This window comes from Janthinobacterium sp. SUN206 (genome assembly GCF_030587305.1).
In the GTDB taxonomy this organism is placed as follows: Bacteria; Pseudomonadota; Gammaproteobacteria; order Burkholderiales; family Burkholderiaceae_D; genus Janthinobacterium; species Janthinobacterium kumbetense.
Genome location: NZ_JAPWIB010000002.1, coordinates 865697 through 882287, shown reverse-complemented (window position 1 = coordinate 882287; position 16591 = coordinate 865697). Strand labels below are relative to the sequence as shown.

The following is a 16591-nucleotide window of genomic DNA, read 5'->3' as shown; positions in this document are numbered from 1 at the left end:
GGCTGGGTGTGGAAGTGCAGTAATGCATTAAGCTAACCAGTACTAATTGCCCGTACGGCTTGTCCCTATAACCTTAGCAGGTACAGAGGATAAGACGGTACAACGTTGCGTGTGTGTTGATACCACTATTCATTACCCCAATCTTTGCTTCTTCCAGATTCAGGCTTTGTCGCTCCATCGAGGACAAATGCCAGTACAAGTTATGCCTGATGACCATAGCAAGTTGGTCCCACCCCTTCCCATCCCGAACAGGACCGTGAAACAACTTTGCGCCGATGATAGTGCTGCAACCAGTGTGAAAGTAGGTTATCGTCAGGCTTGTTATTCGAAAAAACCCCTTCCGGTGATCCGGTTGGGGTTTTTTTACGTCCAATGATTTCATGCATGGCATCGATCGCGTGCTACCTTGAAAGGAATATCTTGTCTGCTGTGCATACACTGGAGCAATTACGCGCTGGCCAACTGGCCGGCCTGCGCCGCCTGACGCTGTCCTGCGGCTTGACGGCATTCCCTCGCGAAATCTTCGACCTCGCCGACAGCCTGGAAATCCTCGACCTGTCCGGCAATGCGCTCTCCACGCTTCCCGACGACTTGCCACGCCTGCACAAGCTGCGCATCATTTTTTGCTCGGACAACCTGTTCACCAGCTTGCCGGCCGTGCTTGGTTCTTGTCCTGCGCTGGAAATGATCGGTTTCAAGGCGAACCGGATACGCCACGTGCCGGCCGCAGCCTTGCCATCCAGGCTGCGCTGGCTGACCCTGACCGACAATGCCATCGAAGCCTTGCCGGAGGAGCTGGGCAAGTGCGGACAATTGCAGAAACTCATGCTGGCGGGAAATTGCCTGGACAGCTTGCCCGCTTCGTTGGCGAACTGCCGCCGGCTGGAACTGGTGCGCATCGCCGCCAACCGTTTCACGGCGCTGCCCGACTGTCTGCTGTCCCTGCCATGCCTGAGCTGGCTCGCGTATGCGGGCAATCCCTTCACGGAAGCGCGGGAACTGGCGGCCCTGGCCGGTTCAGCCGCAGCGGGCGTGGCGTGGCAGCGCCTGGTATTGGCGCAGCAGTTGGGCGAGGGGGCGTCGGGCGTGATTTACCGTGCCCGCCTGGATGGCGCCGATGAGGTCGCCGTCAAAGTGTTCAAGGGGGCCATGACCAGCGATGGCTTGCCGCGCAGCGAGATGGCCGCCTGTGTCGGCGCCGGTGCCCATCCGGGCCTGATTCCCATCCTCGGGACGCTCGATGCACATCCACAGGGAGCGCTGGGACTCGTCATGCCGCTCGTTGACGCGGCCTTCCGCAACCTGGCCGGACCGCCGAGCCTGGAATCGTGTACGCGCGACGTGTATGCCGATGGCGCGCGCTTTGATTTTCCGCAAGCGCTGGCCATTGCCCATGGCATCGCCTCGGCCGTGCGGCAGTTGCATGCACACGGTATCGTGCACGGCGACCTGTATGCCCACAATATCCTGCATGCGGATGCCGGCGCCTGCCTGCTGGGCGACTTTGGCGCGGCGTCCATGTTTGCGCCGGGCTCGTCGCACGGGGACGTGTTGCAGGGCATAGAGGCGCGCGCCTTTGGCGTGCTGCTGGGCGAACTGATCGCGCATTGTGCGACGCCTTTGCCGGCCCTGCACGTCATGATGGAAGATTGCCTGCAGGAAGAAGCATTGCAGCGGCCCAGCTTTGACGTGATCGAACGGGCCTTGCGGGACATGTTCCCCGCATAAAAAAATGGCGCAGCCTTCGCAGGTTGCGCCATTTTCATTTCAGGCTGGCAAGATTCAGCTTGCTACCAAGATTTCTTTTTCCGGCAGGGCGATCTGGTTGTCGACGCTGAACTGGTAATCCTTGAAGACGTGTTCGGCCGTCAGGATCTGGTACTCGCCGTTGTCGAGCTTATGCGTGGTGTCCTTCAGGCGGTACGTGTAGTGGCCGCAGGTCCAGCAGTTGAAGTTGCGCATGTGGGTGCACAGGCAAGTCTTGTCCATCACGACGACGGTTTTTTGCTCCGGATGGGCAGCGACTTCGCGGTTGTACGAGTTGATGTACGCGCAGTTGCCCGTCGCGTCGAGCAGGTAGCCATACGATTCGCAGCCTGGACGGATGCCGGCGCCGATGGCGGGCGTGTTCTTCAGCATGCGCATCGGGTAACCGGTCGGCGACACGCCATTGACGATGATGTCTTCTTCCGAGGCCTTGTAGTATTCCTGCTTGACCTTGTTTGGCAAGCCGCATTCCTTTGTGACGGTAAAGCGCGTCGCCACTTGCACGCCAGCCGCGCCTGCTTCCAGGAAGGAAACGGCATCGCTGCCCGTGAAGATGCCGCCAGCGGCGATCAGCGGGATGTCCAGCTGTTCGGCCTTCAGGTAGGCCAGCAGTTCCGCCGTGATCGTGTGCAGGTCGTAATTGGCCCAGTCCATGCCGAAGCCCAGGTGGCCGCCGGCCAATGGTCCCTCGACGATGATGAAGTCGGGCAAACGGTCCAGCTTGGCGTTCTTGCGCAGGAAAATCTGCAAGGCGCGCACGGACGAGACGATGATGCCCAGCTTGGCATCACGGAAACGCGGATGGTCGGCCATCAAGGCGAACGAACCGAAGTGCAAACCGGCCGACAGGGTGATGCCGTCGATGCCCGCATCCAGCGCCGCATTGAGTCGCACGCGCAAGGTTTCGCGGGGGCCGTTCATTGTCAGCTTTTCCATGCAATTGACGAAGATCAAGCCATCGCCTTTTTTCGCTTCCATGGTGCGGCCGATATGCAGGCGCTGCGCTTCCGCCAGGCGGCCCAGGTCGAACTGCACCACGGCCTTGTCGCTGTTATTGATGTTGAACTTGTACAGTTTCGTCTTGTCTTTGACGAAGGTGGTGTCGAAACGGCGATCCGACACGTCTTCCACCATGGCATCGGAGATATGCCCGATACCGTTCAGCCGGGCCGCTTCCAGGGCCAGCTCCGACGTGGAAATATCCACACCCATTCCGCCTATCATGATGGGCACATATTCTTTTTTGCCAAATCGCAGGCGGAAATCATCAACACGTTTCATTGCTATCCTTAGACTACCGTGGTTATCACTGAGCCAGATGTACGGTCAAGCCCGCTGCCGGTCAGGCGCGCGGGCGCATGTAGCTGTGCGCAGCTTCAATTCTACCCCAAGCGCGCAGGCGCTCCGAGGCAGCTTGCCGCCATGCCGGTGCAAGCGCAGGCCGCAGCGTGCGCATCATCGAAATTAATCGCGGAAATTGTTAAATTCCAGCGGCATGTCGGGTACATCCTTGCGCAGCATGGCCATGGCCGCCTGCAGGTCGTCGCGCTTGGCGCCCGTGACGCGCACGGCTTCGCCCTGGATGCTCGCTTGCACTTTCATCTTGCTGTCCTTGATGACGCGCACGATTTTCTTGGCATCATCCGATTCGATGCCATTCTTGATCTTGATGATCTGCTTGACCTTGTCGCCGCCGATCTTCTTGATGTCGCCTTCGTCGAGGAAGCGCACATCGACCTTGCGTTTGGTCAATTTGTTGGTCAGCACGTCGCGCACCTGGCTGAGCTGGAATTCCGAGTCCGCGAACGCGGTCAACTCGTTTTCCTTGTGTTCGACGCGGGCGTCGCTGCCCTTGAAGTCGAAGCGGGTCGTGATTTCCTTGTTGGATTGCTCGACTGCATTCTTGACTTCGATCATATCGGCTTCGGAGACTACATCAAATGACGGCATGGTCTGTTCCTTTTCTTGTTAAAGCGAGCGCACGCTCGGCGCGCTGGGCCTTGGCGGCTGATTCTGCGCCATGGGACGGCCCTGTTAAAGATGCGACATTTTAACGGACAACGGGCAAGTCGCCCTTGTCCTGAGGTGGTTTTTTGTCGCTTTCGCTCTATAATCGAGCAAAATTTCTCGATCCCATGTCTGCAGAGCTCACCATCGAACACAATTACTCCCTCCAGCGCCTGAATACCTTCGGCATCGCGGCCAATGCGGCCGCCTACGTACGCATCACCTCGCAGGCCGAATTGCACGCCGCGCTGCAAGATCCCGCCTTGTCCGCCATGCCGCGCCTGATACTGGGCGGCGGCAGCAACGTCGTGCTGACGGGCGACTTTCCCGGCGCCGTGCTGCACATGGCCACGCGCGGCATGCGCCTGGCGCAGGCGGATTTCGAGACGATACTCGTCACTGCCGCGGCCGGTGAAAACTGGCACGATTTCGTGCAGTGGACCCTGGCGCAAGGCGTGGGCGGGCTGGAAAACCTGTCCCTGATTCCCGGCACGGTGGGCGCGGCGCCTATCCAGAATATTGGCGCGTATGGCGTTGAAATCAAGGATTATCTGCACAGCGTGAGCGTCATGCACAGTGGCAGCGGCATCGTCTTCGACATGGACCGCGATGCTTGCCGTTTCGCTTACCGCGACAGCATCTTCAAACAGGCGGACGGCCGCGAACTGATCGTGCTGGAAGTCACGTTTGCCTTGCCGGCCGAGTGGCAGCCGAACTTGCGCTATGCGGAACTGGCGCAGGCCGTGGCCGAGCGCAATCTTGCCGAGCCGACACCCCAACAGGTGGCCGACACGGTGATGGCGATCCGCCGGCGAAAATTGCCGGACCCGGCCGTCATAGGCAATGCGGGCAGCTTCTTCAAGAATCCCGTGGTGTCACGGGAGCAATGTCTTGCCTTGTTGGAACGTTTCCCCACCTTGGTACACCATGCGCAGCCCGATGGCACGGAAAAGCTGGCTGCAGGGTGGCTGATCGATCAGTGCGGCTGGAAGGGAAAAAACCTGGGGCCCGCGGGAGTGTATCCCAAGCAGGCGCTGGTTCTGGTGAATAATGGCGGCGCTCGTGGCGCGGACATTACCCGGCTGGCGGCAGCGATACAGGATGATGTAGAGGCGAAATATGGCGTACGCCTGTCGCCCGAGCCTGTGTTTATCTAAATAGTCAATCTGCGCTTGAAAAAATGTTCAGTGCAATGTAGCCATGGACGTTTTTTCTGCGTGGATCAGCCGAAGTGGCAGACGTAATCTACGGTTTCAACGGTTTCAATATCAAAATAGCTATTGCCCGGCACCTTGAATTCCTGGCCCGCGCCATAGCTGTTCCACTCCGTCGCGTCGGCCAGGCGTACCTTGCACAGGCCGCCGACGATTTCCATGATTTCCGGCGCGCCCGTGTTGAAGCGCAGCGATGACGCGAAAATCACGCCCACGCTTTTCTTCGTGCCGTCGGCCAGGATGACGTTGTGCGAGACGCATTTGCCGTCAAAGTAGATATTCGACTTCTTGACGACGCTGACATTGTCCAGTTGTGTGCTCATGCTTCACTTTCCTTGCTGTTAAAAATCAGTCCTGGACGTCAGCGGCGCTCAGCACGCTGTTGCGTCCGCCGCGCTTGGCCGCGTACAGGGCCTGGTCGGCGCGGTTGATCAATTGCTCGACCGTCGAGTCCGGCGAAGGCACGATGGTGGCCACGCCGATCGAGATGGTGACGATGCCCGTGCTTGCCGCCGGATTCTCGATCTGCAAGCCTTCCAGGTGGCGCCGGCACGCTTCGGCGATCAGCAACGCGCCGGCCGCTTCCGTTTCCGGCAGGATCAGGGCGAACTCTTCGCCACCGTAGCGGGCGGCCAGGTCGGCCGGGCGCTTCAAATGTTCCGTCAGCACGGCGGCCACTTTTTTCAGGCACAGGTCGCCTGCCAGGTGGCCGAAGTGGTCGTTATAGCTTTTAAAATGGTCGATATCGCAAAACAGCAAGCTCAACGGCGTCTTGTCGCGCTGGCCACGCTGCCATTCGAATTGCAAGGTTTCATCGAAGCGGCGGCGGTTGGCGATGCCCGTCAAGCCATCGAGGGCGGCGAGTTTCTGTAATTCAATATTCGCGTCGGCCAGGTTCTTTTGACTTTCTCGCAGGAAACGAAAAGCCTGGTCGCGCTGCAGGCGGCTGATGTGGGCTGCCGAGTGGTAGCGTATGCGCGCCAGCAGCTCCAGGCGGTCCGGCAGTTTCACCACATAATCGTTGGCGCCGACGGAAAAGCTGTGCGCCTTCAGTTTCGGGTCATCCTTGGCCGACATCACGATCACCGGCACGTGCGCCAGCGCCGCGTTTTCGCGGTACAGCTGAATCAGGGCGAAGCCGTCGATGCCCGGCATCACCAGGTCTTGCAGGATGACGGTCGGTTGCAAACGCAGCGCCGTGTCCAGCGCCTGCGTGGCGTCGGTCACGTAATGAAATTCGATATCCTGCTGGTCGCTGAGCATGCGCCGTACTGCCTCGGCAATGATCAACTGGTCATCCACCAGCAGCACGCTGACCTTGAATTCGGTCAATGCGGGCTCATGCTGGCTGAAACTGGAGGAGAATTCTGGCATTGCATTCTTTTCAGATGTTAGGGGAGGGCTCCCACCCATTGTTGAGTTTGGCGCCCAGGCGGCTGCGCAGGCTGGCGCCTATTCTATCCAAGGGCAGGATGTGCTGCGCCGCATCGAGTTCGGCCGCCGCGCGCGGCATGCCGTACACGGCACTGCTGGCCTGGTCTTGTGCGATGGTCGTCTTGCCGGCGCGGCGCATGGCCAGCAAGCCATCGCCGCCGTCACGCCCCATGCCTGTGAGCAATACACCGATGGCGTCGCCGCGCCAGTGCTGCGCCACGCAGTTGAAGAAGACATCGACGGACGGGCGGTAAACATACTCGCGTGGTGCTGCATCGTAACCCAAACGATAATTTTGATCTAGCAGCAAGTGATCATTGGTTTTGGCGATCAACACCGTGCCAGATACCAGTTCATCGCCTTCGACGATCACGCGCGCGGGCATGCTGAGCTGGTCATCGAGCCATTTGGCGAAGTGCGAGGCGAAGGTTTCATCGATATGCTGCACCACCACGATGGCGCAACCGGGCGGCGCCGTCCAGCCGGACAGCACCTTGGCCACGGCCGAAGGGCCGCCCGTCGAGGCGCCGATGGCCACCAGCGTGGTGACTTGCCCGTCGCCCCGTTCGCCGCCATTGCCGTTCGCCTGGCGTGGCGGCGGCGTTTCGGCGCTGTGGCGTATCAGCTTGCCGATGGTCTTGATCTTGGCCAGCAGTTCGCTGTCGCCGCCCACTTGTCCCTGCAGCACGGGGGTGGCCGTGACGTCGAGCGCGCCCGCGCCCAGCGCGCGGAAGACCTGGTTGACATTGTCTTGCGGGCGTCCCGTGACCACCAGAATGGCGCACGGGCTTTGCTCCATGATCAGGCGCGTCGCCTCGACGCCATCCATCTCCGGCATGTTCAGGTCCATCAGGATCAGGTCGGGACGGTTGCCTTCGCACATGCGCACGGCTTCGAGCCCCGTGCGGGCGATCCACAGCACCTGGTGTTCCTGCGTGCTGGCCACCACGCGGCGCAGGGCCTCGGCGGCCATGGCGACATCGTTGGCAATGGCAATTTTCATGAAGTACAACTCATAAGCGGGCATCTCCTATCAGGTCGGCCACCGCGTCGAGCAAGGTCTCGTCGTGGAAGCTGCCTTTGGTCAGGTAATAGTCGGCGCCGGCGGACAGGCCGCGCGCGCGGTCTTCCGGGCGGTCCTTGTACGAGACGATCATCACCGGCAGCTTGTGCAGGTGCAGGTCCTTTTTGATCAGCGAAACCAGCTCGATGCCGTCCATGCGCGGCATGTCGACGTCGGTGATCACCAGGTCGTATTCGCCGCTGCGCACGACGTTCCAGCCGTCGATGCCGTCGATGGCCACGTCGACTTCGAAGCCGCGCGCCAGCAGCAGCTTGCGCTCCATCTCGCGCACCGTCAGCGAATCGTCGACGACGAGGATGCGCTTGGCGCGGCGCTGCTGTGCATTGCCCGCCTGCGCCAGCTGGTGCAGGCCGCCCTCGTGCAGCAGCTTGTCGATCGACAGCAGCAGATCGGGCACGTCGAGGATCAGTACCGGCTCGCCGTCATCGAGCAGGGCGGCGGCGGAAATGTCGCGCATCTTGCCGAAGATCGGATCGATGGCCTGCACCGCCAGGCTTTGCTCGCCGCGGATGGCGTCAACCACCAGGGCATAGCTTTGCTTGCCGCGCCCGATCACCACCACCGGCAAGTCCTCGGCCTGGTTCGCCGCTTCGCCCAGTTCCAGCACCTGCGCCGCCGAGACCAGGCCCAGATGCTCGCCCTTGAGTTCGAAGAACTGCTTGTTTTCCAGGGTATGGATGGCCGCCTGCGGCACGCGCACCACGCTTTCCACCTTGACGATGGGGATGGCGTAGGCTTCGCCCTGGATGTCGATCACCAGCGCGCGCACGATCGATTGCGTCAGCGGCAGGGTGATGAGGGCGCGGAAACCCCGGCCCGGCTCCGATTCCAGGCGCACGGTGCCGTTTTGCTGGCGTATCGTCTCGTGCACGATGTCCAGGCCCACGCCGCGTCCGGACAATTGATTGGCCGTCGCCTTCAGGCTGAAGGCGGGCAGGAACAGGAATTCCAGCAGCTCGCCCGGCGACAGCGCGGCGGCCATGGCGGGGCTGGCCATCTTGCGCTCGATGACGGACTGGCGGATCTTTTCCAGGTCGACGCCGCGCCCGTCGTCGCTGATTTCGATGCTCAGCATGCCGGCGCGGTGGCGCGCTTCCATGCGTATCGTGCCCAGCGCTTCCTTGCCCGCGTCGATGCGCTCGTACGGGCCTTCCATGCCATGGTCGATGGCATTGCGCAGCATGTGGTTCAGCGGGCTTTCGATCTTCGCCAGGATATCGCGGTCGACCAGGGTGTCTTCGCCTTCGATCTCCAGCTGCACTTCCTTGCCAAGGCTGCGCGCCAGGTCGCGCACCATGCGCGGGAAGGCGTGGATGCCGTCGCGGAAAGGGCGCATGCGCAGCGCCAGCACTTCGTCGACCATGCCTTGCGAGACGGCCAGTAAGCGCCGTTCATAGGTTTCGATGTCGGCGATGTGTTCGAGCATGAACTGCTTCAGGGGCTGTGTCTTTTGCAGCGCCAGCAGGGACTTTTCCATCAGGCCCGCGTCGCCCGAGCGGGCAATGGCTTCGTGCAGGTGCTCGATGGCGGAAAACAGGCTGCTCTGGTTGCGCTTGAAGCGCTGCAAGGCACCGATGAACGGATGCATCTGGTGCGCATTGATGCGCGATTCGCTGGCCAGCGACAGCAGTTTGTCGAAATTCTGCGCCTGGGCCTTGGCCGGTGCCGCACCTGTACGCGGCGCGGGCGCGGCAGCTTCTGTCGCTTCCGCGTCCTCTCCCGCCAAGCCGCTGGCCACGGGAGCCTGTGGCGCCGCCGTTGCCGGCGCTGGCACGGGCGCCGGCGCCGGCGCCGAGGGCAGGGCCGGCAATTCGGGCAGGTCGGCGATGCCGGCGATGGCGTTCAGGGTCTGGTCGATCTGCGCCGCATTGGCGGCCAGCCACGCTTCGGCGCCTGCGTCGTCCAGGCGCGACAGCTGCACGATCAGGTCGACGCCCGACAGCAGCACGTCGACCCGCTCTGGCGTGAGTTTCAGGCGGCCGTGCTGGGCGGCGACAAAGCTGTCTTCCATGCCGTGCGCCAGCTGCACCACCACTTGCAGGCCGACGATGGCGGCGGCGCCCTTGATCGAATGTGCCGCGCGCATCATCGCTTCGACGGCGGCCGCATCGCCCGCATGGCGCTCCATGGCCAGCAAGCCGTCGGTGAGGATCTGGGTCTGGCTGTCCGCCTCCATGCGGAACAGGTCCAGCATGGAAAAGGCACTCAGGTCGCCGTGCTGGTCCTGGCTCATCGTAATAGTCTCGCAAGTTGAAAGCCGATCAGCGCCGTGTCGAGGCAGCCGATGCGCATGTCGCCCTCGGTGATGACGCCGGACAGATAGCGCGACAGGCCCTTGTTGATGGTGGCCGCCGGCGCTTGCACGGTGCTCGATGCATAGCGCACGATGCCGTGCAGGTCGGCCACGGGCAGCGCGTAAGCCTGTTCTTCCCAGCGCATCAGCAGCAGGCGCGCAAAGGTGTGGCGGCCGCGGGCCGCCGGCGCGCCCTGTTCGTCGATGCCCAGCAAGTGTGCCAGCGACATGCACGGATACAGCTTGCCGCCGATATTGACGATGCCCGCCAGGCCGCGCCCGCCGCGGTGCGGCAGCACGTGCGGCTTGGCCTGCGGCGCCACGGAGTCGAACACGCGCGTGGGCAGCGCCAGCCATTCGCGGCCGATGCGAAATACCAGCGCCGAGCTGTCGCGCACTTCGCCGCCCGCATCGATCTGGCGGAAGTGGCTGGCCCAGTCGCGCTGGTAGTGTTCATCCACGGGCCGCTGCAGGTTGCGCTGGGCGGCGCCCGCATATACGTCGCAGTTACGGCAATGCACGTTGGCCGGCAGCCTGGGGCAGCTCTGGTCGCCGACCACGCCGATATGGTTCCAGCAGTCGTCGATGGCGTCGGGGGACTCGGTGGCGATGAGGTTGGTCATGCTTGCCCCTTAGTTGGACGCCTGGCGGCGCTGGTAGATGCGCGCCGCGCGCGCCTTCAGGGTGGCGGCGGCCGTGTGGTTGCCATTGCGTTCGGCCAGCAGCGACAGGTGGCACAGCGCCTCGTAATGGTCGGGCTGCAGGTAGATGCAGCGGCGCCAGTAATCGTCGGCCAGGTCCATCTTGCCGGCCAGTTCATTGATGATGCCCAGCATGAAATACGCTTCCGCCGCCTCGGGCACGCGCGCCAGGTGGGCGTGGCATTTTTCTCCCGCTTCGCGCAACTGGCCACGGTCGGCCAGCAGGCGCGCCTCGGCCAGCAAATCGGCTTGCGCGGTTGGCGCGGCCGGCGCCGGCGACGGCACGGACACGGGGCGCGTGCGCGGCGCTGTCGCGGCGGCAGGGGCGGCGGCAGCGGCCGCGCGCCTTGGCGCGGGCGGCACGCTGCGCAGGGGGCGCGCGGCCGGCAGCGGCGCCACTTGCACGGGGCTGGCCGGCGCCGCCGTTTCCTTCTTCAGGGCGAAGGCCTGGCGGAACTGCAGCGGCGCAAAGCCGTTCTGGCAGAACGACGGCACTTCCGCATAGCCGGCCAACAGCATGCCGTCGTCGGCCAGCAGGGCGGACAGGTTGTGGATGGCCGCGCGCGTCGTCGGCTTGTCGAAGTAAATCAAGAGGTTGCGGCAGAAGATGACGTCGTAATGGCGGCTGTAGGTGGCGGTGTCGAATTGCAGCAGATTGCCCTGCTTGAAGGTGACTTGTTCGCGCAAGGAGTCGATGATGCGGTAGGCGTCGTCGGCCACGTGCGTGAAATAGCGCTCGCGGAAGGCCACGTCCTGCGCGCGGAAGGCATTGCGGCCGTACACGCCGGCCTGCGCCCGCTCGATGCAGCCGGGGCTCAGGTCATACGCGTCGATGCTGAACGCCTGTTTCGGCACGCCGCCGTCGCGCAGCGCCATGGCCATCGAATACGGTTCCTCGCCGCCCGCGCACGGGATCGACAGGATGCGCGTGGCGCGCCCCCGCGCCCAGCGTTCCTGCACCAGTTCGACGGTGGCGTAGAACGCCTGCGGGTCGCGGAACAGCCACGATTCCGGCACCACCACCAGCTCGATCAATTGCGTCATTTCGGCTGGCGTGAGCGCTTGCAGGTAGGCTTCGCTATCGCTGAAGCCCGTTTGCTCCATGCGCTGGCCGACGGCCCGTTCGGCCACGGCTTTGGAGACGGACAGGCCGGTCGCGCGGCGCAGCAGGGCTTGTGCCGTCATGCCGCGCCCGCGTCTTGAAACAGCAGCGCGCGCACGTCCGGCGGCAGCAGGTGTTCGAGTTCCACCAGCTGCACGATGCCGTCGGCATCGCTGGCCACCTGGCCCAGGAAGGGCGCCGTGGCCACGCCGCTATCCTCGAGCTTGTCCGCCGCGATGTCGGCGATGCCGCGCACTTGCGTGGCCAGCAAGCCCAGCGCATGCGTGGCGCCGCCAGGCGCGCGGTAGTCGACGATGACGATGCGCGTGTCGAATTGCGCGGCGGCGGCCGGCAGCCCGGCCAGGCGCGACAGGTCGATCACGGGCACGGGCGTGCCGTGCAAGTCCATCAGGCCGGCCACGTAGTCTGGCGTGAGCGGCAACTGTTTCAGCTCCAGCAGCGGCAGAACGCGCACGATGCCGGCCAGGGGCAGGCCATAGCGGTCGCGTCCGATGTGAAAGAGCAGCACTTTCATGGGATCAGATGGTGACGGCGAAGGTCGACACGCTCGACTGCAGGTCGCCCGCCGCATATTGCAGCTGGTGCACCGCTTCGCTGGTGGCCTTCAGCGATTCCACCGTCTGCTGCGTGGCGTCGTTGAGCTGCATCATGGTGTCGGAAATTTGCGACGCGCCGATCGCCTGCGACTGCATGCCTTGCAGCACGGCATCAAATTGCGGCGTGAGTTTTTGCACCTGGTCCATCACGGACGACAATTGTTCCGCCACTTGCCGCACTTCGCCCACGCTGCGGCGAATTTCTTCCGAGAATTTATCCATGCCCATCACGCTGGCGGACACGGCCGACTGCATTTCCTTGAGCATTTGCTCGATATCCCAGGTGGAGACGGACGTCTGGTCGGCCAGGCGGCGGATTTCCGTCGCCACGACGGAAAAGCCGCGGCCCGCTTCGCCCGCTTTTTCCGCCTCGATGGCGGCGTTCAGCGACAGGATGTTGGTCTGGTCGGCCACTTTCGTGATGGTGATCAGTACGCTATTGATATTGCTGGCTTTTTCCGACAGGGCCGCCAGCTTGGCGTTGATGGAATCGGTGGCCGAGACCATGTGCTGCATGGTCGAATCCATGCGCTTGAGGTTGTTTTGCGCTTCGGCCGTGGCATTCGTCGTGTAGTCGGCCACGGCGGTGGCGTCTTCCATGGTTTTCAGCAACTGGCTCGTGTTGGCCGAGATTTCCTTGGTGGTGCTGAGAATTTCCACGCTGGTTTGCGCTTGCTCAATGCCCGTGGCTTCCTGCTGGCGCGCCGAGGCGGCGATTTCCGTGGCGGACGTCGTCACCTGGATGCCGGCCTTTTGCACATTGTTGAGCAGGCTGCGCAGGTTTTCAAACATCTTCGCCAGGCCGTTGCCTAGCTGGCCGATGGCGTCGTTGCCCGTGATGCCGACCTTGCCCGTCAGGTCGCCCGAGGCCGCCTTCGACACCACTTCCAGCAGGGAATCGACCTTGGCCCGCAGGCTATTCGTGGCGGCCAGTTCATTGGCCTGGTTATCCTGGATGGTTTGCGCCATGCGGTTGAACTCTTCCGTCACCTTGCCCAGCTCGTCGCGCGAAATGATGGCGGCGCGTGCGCCCTGTTCGCCGCCGGCGATGCGCCCGACGGCGTCCGTCAGGCTGTTCAGCGGGCCGAGGATGGCCTTGGCCAGGATGAAGGAAATGCCCAGCGCCAGCACCACGCACAGCACGCCGCCCAGCGCCAAGGTCAGCAGCATGGTTTCCTGCAGGCGACTTGACGTGGCCGTGCGCTCGGCCAGCAAGCGGTTTTCTTCGGCGGCGGCTTCGTCGAGCAATTTGTTGGCTTGCACGATGCCGGGCGAGCCGGCCGGCGGAAGCAGGCGCGCCACCGTTTCCGTGGCGCCCGGCGCATTGCCCAGCGCGCGGCGTTTCTCGATCAGGGGGGTGATCCACTCCTTGACCCAGGTGCTGCTCAGCTGGTCGATCTTGCGGAAGCGTTCCGACTGCACCTTGTTGTCCACCGTCATGCTGATGGCTTTTTGCGTGTGCTGGCTCAGCACCCCTGTTTCATCGGTTTCCGGCGTCAGTGAGGCTTCGTTGCCGGTCAGGATGAAACCGCGCGCTTCCACCTGGATTTGCAGGATGGAATTGTGAATCTTGTCGATCTCGACCAGCACTTCCATCGTGTGCCTGTCCCAGGCATTGGCTTCCGACAGCCGCGCAAAGCTGTTGTAGGCCACGCCCAGCAAGATCAGGATGATGGCCACGATGGAGCCGAAGCCCAGGTACAGTTTATTCTTGATACTCAGGTCTTTGAACATGGGAGGGCTCCGGAAGCGGGAAGGTCAGCACAATTGCACTGTAGCATTTTGCCATGAGGACAGCAAAATGGGGGCGATCTGGGGACGCGCGGGGCGGTAAATCGCTGCCGAGTGCGTTTCAAACGTAAAAAAGCCGCCCGGAGGCGGCTTTTGGCGGGCGCGGGAGGTAGTGCCTCCCGGTAACTAATTACTTCTGGCCGCGCTTTTCGCGGGCGATGGCGGCGATGCGCATGCGCAAGGCGTTCAGCTTGATGAAGCCGCCGGCGTCGGCCTGGTTGTAGGCGCCGCCGTCTTCGTCGAAGGTGGCGATGTTCATGTCGAACAGCGAATCCGTCTTCGAATCGCGCGACACGACGATGACATTGCCCTTGTACAGCTTGATGCGTACCCAGCCGTTCACGGTTTCCTGCGTGTGGTCGATCAGGGTTTGCAGGGCAACGCGCTCGGGCGCCCACCAGTAGCCGTTGTAGATCATCGACGCGTAGCGCGGCATCAGGTCATCTTTCAGATGGGCAACTTCGCGGTCCAAGGTGATCGATTCGATGGCGCGGTGGGCTTTCAGCATGATAGTGCCGCCCGGGGTTTCATAGCAGCCGCGCGACTTCATGCCGACGTAGCGGTTTTCCACCAGGTCCAGGCGTCCCACGCCATGCTTGCCGCCAACCTTGTTCAGTTCGGCCAGCACGGTGGCAGGCGACATGCGCACGCCGTTGATGGCGACGATATCGCCTTTTTCGTATTCGATGTCCAGATATTCCGCTTCGTCCGGCGCTTTTTCAGGGCTGACGGTCCAGCGCCACATGGTTTCTTCCGCTTCGGCGCTCGGGTTTTCCAGGTGGCGGCCTTCAAAGCTGATGTGCAGCAAGTTGGCATCCATCGAGTACGGCGCGCCGCCGTTCTTGTGCTTCATGTCGATTTCGATGCCGGCGTCTTCCGCGTACTTCAGCAGTTTTTCGCGCGACAGCAGATCCCACTCGCGCCATGGGGCGATGATTTTTACGCCTGGCTTCAGCGCGTAGGCGCCCAGCTCGAAACGCACCTGGTCGTTGCCCTTGCCGGTCGCGCCGTGCGAGATGGCGTCGGCGCCCGTGGCGTTGGCGATTTCGATCAGGCGCTTGGCGATCAGCGGACGGGCGATCGAGGTGCCCAGCAGGTATTCGCCTTCATACACGGTGTTGGCGCGGAACATCGGGAAGACGAAATCGCGCACGAATTCTTCGCGGACATCTTCGATATGGATGTTTTCCGGCTTGATGCCGAACTTGATGGCCTTGGCGCGCGCCGGTTCCAGTTCTTCGCCCTGGCCCAGGTCGGCCGTGAAGGTGACGATTTCGCACTGGTAGTTATCTTGCAGCCATTTCAGGATGACGGAGGTGTCGAGTCCGCCGGAATAGGCCAGGACTACTTTTTTAATGTCGCTCATATTGCTTCCAGTTGTCGTTGTCGATGTATGTATTGCGATGCTGCCAGGAGTTATGCAGTGCCTGGCGAATTAGTTGATTTTACCGAGTAACAGGTATTCGATCAGCGCTTTTTGCACGTGCAAGCGGTTTTCCGCCTCGTCCCACACCACCGATTGCGGGCCGTCGATCACTTCGGCGGCCACTTCCTCGCCGCGGTGGGCGGGCAGGCAGTGCATGAACAGGGCGTCGGGCGCGGCGCGGGCCATCTTCGCGCCATCGACGATCCAGCCGTCGAAGGCGGCGATGCGGGCCGCGTTTTCCGCTTCGTAACCCATGCTGGTCCACACGTCCGTGTTGACCAGGTGCGCGCCTTCGCAGGCATCCGATGGATTGGCGAAGAAGGTGTAGCGCTCGGTCTTGACTTGCGCCAGGTCAATGTCGTAACCCTTCGGCGTCGACACGTTCACATGGAAGCCGAACACTTCGGCCGCTTGCAGCCACGAGTACAGCATGTTGTTGGCGTCGCCGATCCAGGCGACCACCTTGCCGGCGATCGAGCCGCGGTGTTCGATGTAGGTGAAGATGTCGGCAAAGACCTGGCACGGGTGGTGTTCATTGGTCAGGCCATTGATCACCGGCACGCGCGAATTGGCGGCGAAGCGCTCGATGATTTCCTGGCCGAACGTGCGCACCATGATGATGTCGCACATGCGCGACATGACCTGGCCCGCGTCTTCCACCGGCTCGCCGCGGCCCAGCTGGGAATCGCGCGTGTTCAGGTAGATGGCGGCGCCGCCCAGCTGGTGCATGCCCGCTTCGAACGACAGGCGCGTGCGGGTCGAGTTCTTTTCAAAGACCATCACCAGGGTGCGGTCGATCAGTGGATGGTAGATTTCGTAGTTCTTGAACTTGCGCTTGATCAGATGGGCGCGTTCGATCACATATTCGTACTCTTCCAACGTGAAATCGGAGAACTGGAGGTAGTGCTTGATCGGTTTTTTTGTCGACATAATGACCACTTGAAGATGCGCAGGCCGCCGGCGGCGTGCCTTTCCCGCCGGGTTGCATCAGCGTACAACATCTCGTCTGATGACTGCCTCGCCCGGCGCGCTGCTGTGTTGATCGGTGCCAGCGCGACGCCTGTCGCGCGGTACGATGCGGTTTGCCAAGTTGAAAATAATGCAATGGCAAGTACTTCAGCCGTTCAATTATAAGGGTTTTGCTTTTAGATTGGA

Annotated in this window: 14 protein-coding genes and 1 rRNA gene; 3 read left to right on the top strand and 12 right to left on the bottom strand. The window is 62.3% G+C overall.

The annotated features are described in order from the left end of the window. Positions 1-205: 205 nt before the first annotated feature. Positions 206-318: ribosomal RNA gene (gene rrf / locus O3300_RS16925) — 5S ribosomal RNA — on the top strand. 111 nt (positions 319-429) lie between these two features. Continuing rightward, positions 430-1728 carry a leucine-rich repeat-containing protein kinase family protein gene (locus tag O3300_RS16920; RefSeq protein ID WP_305053601.1) on the top strand — a complete coding sequence of 433 codons (1299 nt, stop codon included), beginning with the start codon at positions 430-432 and terminating at the stop codon, positions 1726-1728. A gap of 54 nt (positions 1729-1782) precedes the next feature. Here the strand turns inward: O3300_RS16920 and O3300_RS16915 are convergent, their stop codons facing one another. Further along, the gene (locus tag O3300_RS16915) at positions 1783-3048 is read right to left on the bottom strand and encodes a nitronate monooxygenase (RefSeq protein ID WP_070277935.1); all 1266 of its coding nucleotides are present in this window, start codon (positions 3046-3048) and stop codon (positions 1783-1785) included. A 183-nt stretch (positions 3049-3231) separates the two neighbouring features. Then, a complete protein-coding gene (locus O3300_RS16910; protein ID WP_034759416.1) occupies positions 3232-3717 on the bottom strand; it encodes a YajQ family cyclic di-GMP-binding protein in 486 nt (161 codons plus the stop codon). 185 nt (positions 3718-3902) lie between these two features. Between O3300_RS16910 and murB the strand changes: the two genes are divergently transcribed. Further along, positions 3903-4931 carry a UDP-N-acetylmuramate dehydrogenase gene (gene murB / locus O3300_RS16905; RefSeq protein ID WP_305053584.1) on the top strand — a complete coding sequence of 343 codons (1029 nt, stop codon included), beginning with the start codon at positions 3903-3905 and terminating at the stop codon, positions 4929-4931. A gap of 65 nt (positions 4932-4996) precedes the next feature. On the opposite strand, the gene O3300_RS16900 is transcribed toward murB, so the two are convergent. The 10 genes from O3300_RS16900 to argF all read right to left on the bottom strand — a co-directional run bounded on the left by O3300_RS16900 (position 4997) and on the right by argF (position 16366). Continuing rightward, the gene (locus O3300_RS16900; RefSeq protein WP_305053583.1) at positions 4997-5311 is read right to left on the bottom strand and encodes a pyrimidine/purine nucleoside phosphorylase; all 315 of its coding nucleotides are present in this window, start codon (positions 5309-5311) and stop codon (positions 4997-4999) included. Between the two features lie 25 nt (positions 5312-5336). Then, entirely contained in the window at positions 5337-6362 is a 1026-nt protein-coding gene (locus O3300_RS16895) for a diguanylate cyclase (protein ID WP_099665024.1), read from the bottom strand. Positions 6363-6372: 10 nt separating this feature from the next. Continuing rightward, positions 6373-7425: a chemotaxis-specific protein-glutamate methyltransferase CheB gene (gene cheB / locus O3300_RS16890; RefSeq protein WP_251350948.1), complete on the bottom strand. Its 1053-nt coding sequence runs from the start codon at positions 7423-7425 to the stop codon at positions 6373-6375. 10 nt (positions 7426-7435) lie between these two features. Then, on the bottom strand, positions 7436-9739 hold the full coding sequence (locus tag O3300_RS16885; RefSeq protein ID WP_305053582.1) for a hybrid sensor histidine kinase/response regulator: 2304 nt from the start codon (positions 9737-9739) through the stop codon (positions 7436-7438). Further along, positions 9736-10422 carry a chemotaxis protein CheW gene (locus O3300_RS16880; protein WP_099665022.1) on the bottom strand — a complete coding sequence of 229 codons (687 nt, stop codon included), beginning with the start codon at positions 10420-10422 and terminating at the stop codon, positions 9736-9738. The genes O3300_RS16885 and O3300_RS16880 overlap by 4 nt, the downstream gene beginning before the upstream one ends. Before the next feature lie 9 nt (positions 10423-10431). Then, positions 10432-11685 (bottom strand): protein-glutamate O-methyltransferase CheR, encoded by a 1254-nt coding sequence (locus tag O3300_RS16875; RefSeq protein ID WP_305053581.1) that lies wholly within the window; start codon positions 11683-11685, stop codon positions 10432-10434. Beyond that, positions 11682-12137 carry a chemotaxis protein CheW gene (locus O3300_RS16870; protein WP_099665020.1) on the bottom strand — a complete coding sequence of 152 codons (456 nt, stop codon included), beginning with the start codon at positions 12135-12137 and terminating at the stop codon, positions 11682-11684. The genes O3300_RS16875 and O3300_RS16870 overlap by 4 nt, the downstream gene beginning before the upstream one ends. A gap of 4 nt (positions 12138-12141) precedes the next feature. Next, positions 12142-13953, bottom strand: a complete 1812-nt coding sequence (locus O3300_RS16865) for a methyl-accepting chemotaxis protein (protein ID WP_305053580.1) — start codon at positions 13951-13953, stop codon at positions 12142-12144. Between the two features lie 187 nt (positions 13954-14140). Beyond that, positions 14141-15376, bottom strand: a complete 1236-nt coding sequence (locus O3300_RS16860; RefSeq protein WP_034759383.1) for an argininosuccinate synthase — start codon at positions 15374-15376, stop codon at positions 14141-14143. Between the two features lie 69 nt (positions 15377-15445). Then, positions 15446-16366: an ornithine carbamoyltransferase gene (argF, locus tag O3300_RS16855; RefSeq protein ID WP_077401165.1), complete on the bottom strand. Its 921-nt coding sequence runs from the start codon at positions 16364-16366 to the stop codon at positions 15446-15448. Between the last annotated feature and the right edge of the window lie 225 nt (positions 16367-16591).

Excerpts from the sequence above, each read along its gene's own strand:
- O3300_RS16915 (WP_070277935.1), bottom strand. The coding sequence starts at position 3,048 with ATGAAACGTGTTGATGATTTCCGCCTGCGATTTGGCAAAAAAGAATAT.
- O3300_RS16910 (WP_034759416.1), bottom strand. The coding sequence starts at position 3,717 with ATGCCGTCATTTGATGTAGTCTCCGAAGCCGATATGATCGAAGTCAAG.
- murB (WP_305053584.1), top strand. The coding sequence starts at position 3,903 with ATGTCTGCAGAGCTCACCATCGAACACAATTACTCCCTCCAGCGCCTG.
- O3300_RS16900 (WP_305053583.1), bottom strand. The coding sequence starts at position 5,311 with ATGAGCACACAACTGGACAATGTCAGCGTCGTCAAGAAGTCGAATATC.
- O3300_RS16895 (WP_099665024.1), bottom strand. The coding sequence starts at position 6,362 with ATGCCAGAATTCTCCTCCAGTTTCAGCCAGCATGAGCCCGCATTGACC.
- cheB (WP_251350948.1), bottom strand. The coding sequence starts at position 7,425 with ATGAAAATTGCCATTGCCAACGATGTCGCCATGGCCGCCGAGGCCCTG.
- O3300_RS16885 (WP_305053582.1), bottom strand. The coding sequence starts at position 9,739 with ATGAGCCAGGACCAGCACGGCGACCTGAGTGCCTTTTCCATGCTGGAC.
- O3300_RS16880 (WP_099665022.1), bottom strand. The coding sequence starts at position 10,422 with ATGACCAACCTCATCGCCACCGAGTCCCCCGACGCCATCGACGACTGC.
- O3300_RS16875 (WP_305053581.1), bottom strand. The coding sequence starts at position 11,685 with ATGACGGCACAAGCCCTGCTGCGCCGCGCGACCGGCCTGTCCGTCTCC.
- O3300_RS16870 (WP_099665020.1), bottom strand. The coding sequence starts at position 12,137 with ATGAAAGTGCTGCTCTTTCACATCGGACGCGACCGCTATGGCCTGCCC.
- O3300_RS16865 (WP_305053580.1), bottom strand. The coding sequence starts at position 13,953 with ATGTTCAAAGACCTGAGTATCAAGAATAAACTGTACCTGGGCTTCGGC.
- O3300_RS16860 (WP_034759383.1), bottom strand. The coding sequence starts at position 15,376 with ATGAGCGACATTAAAAAAGTAGTCCTGGCCTATTCCGGCGGACTCGAC.
- argF (WP_077401165.1), bottom strand. The coding sequence starts at position 16,366 with ATGTCGACAAAAAAACCGATCAAGCACTACCTCCAGTTCTCCGATTTC.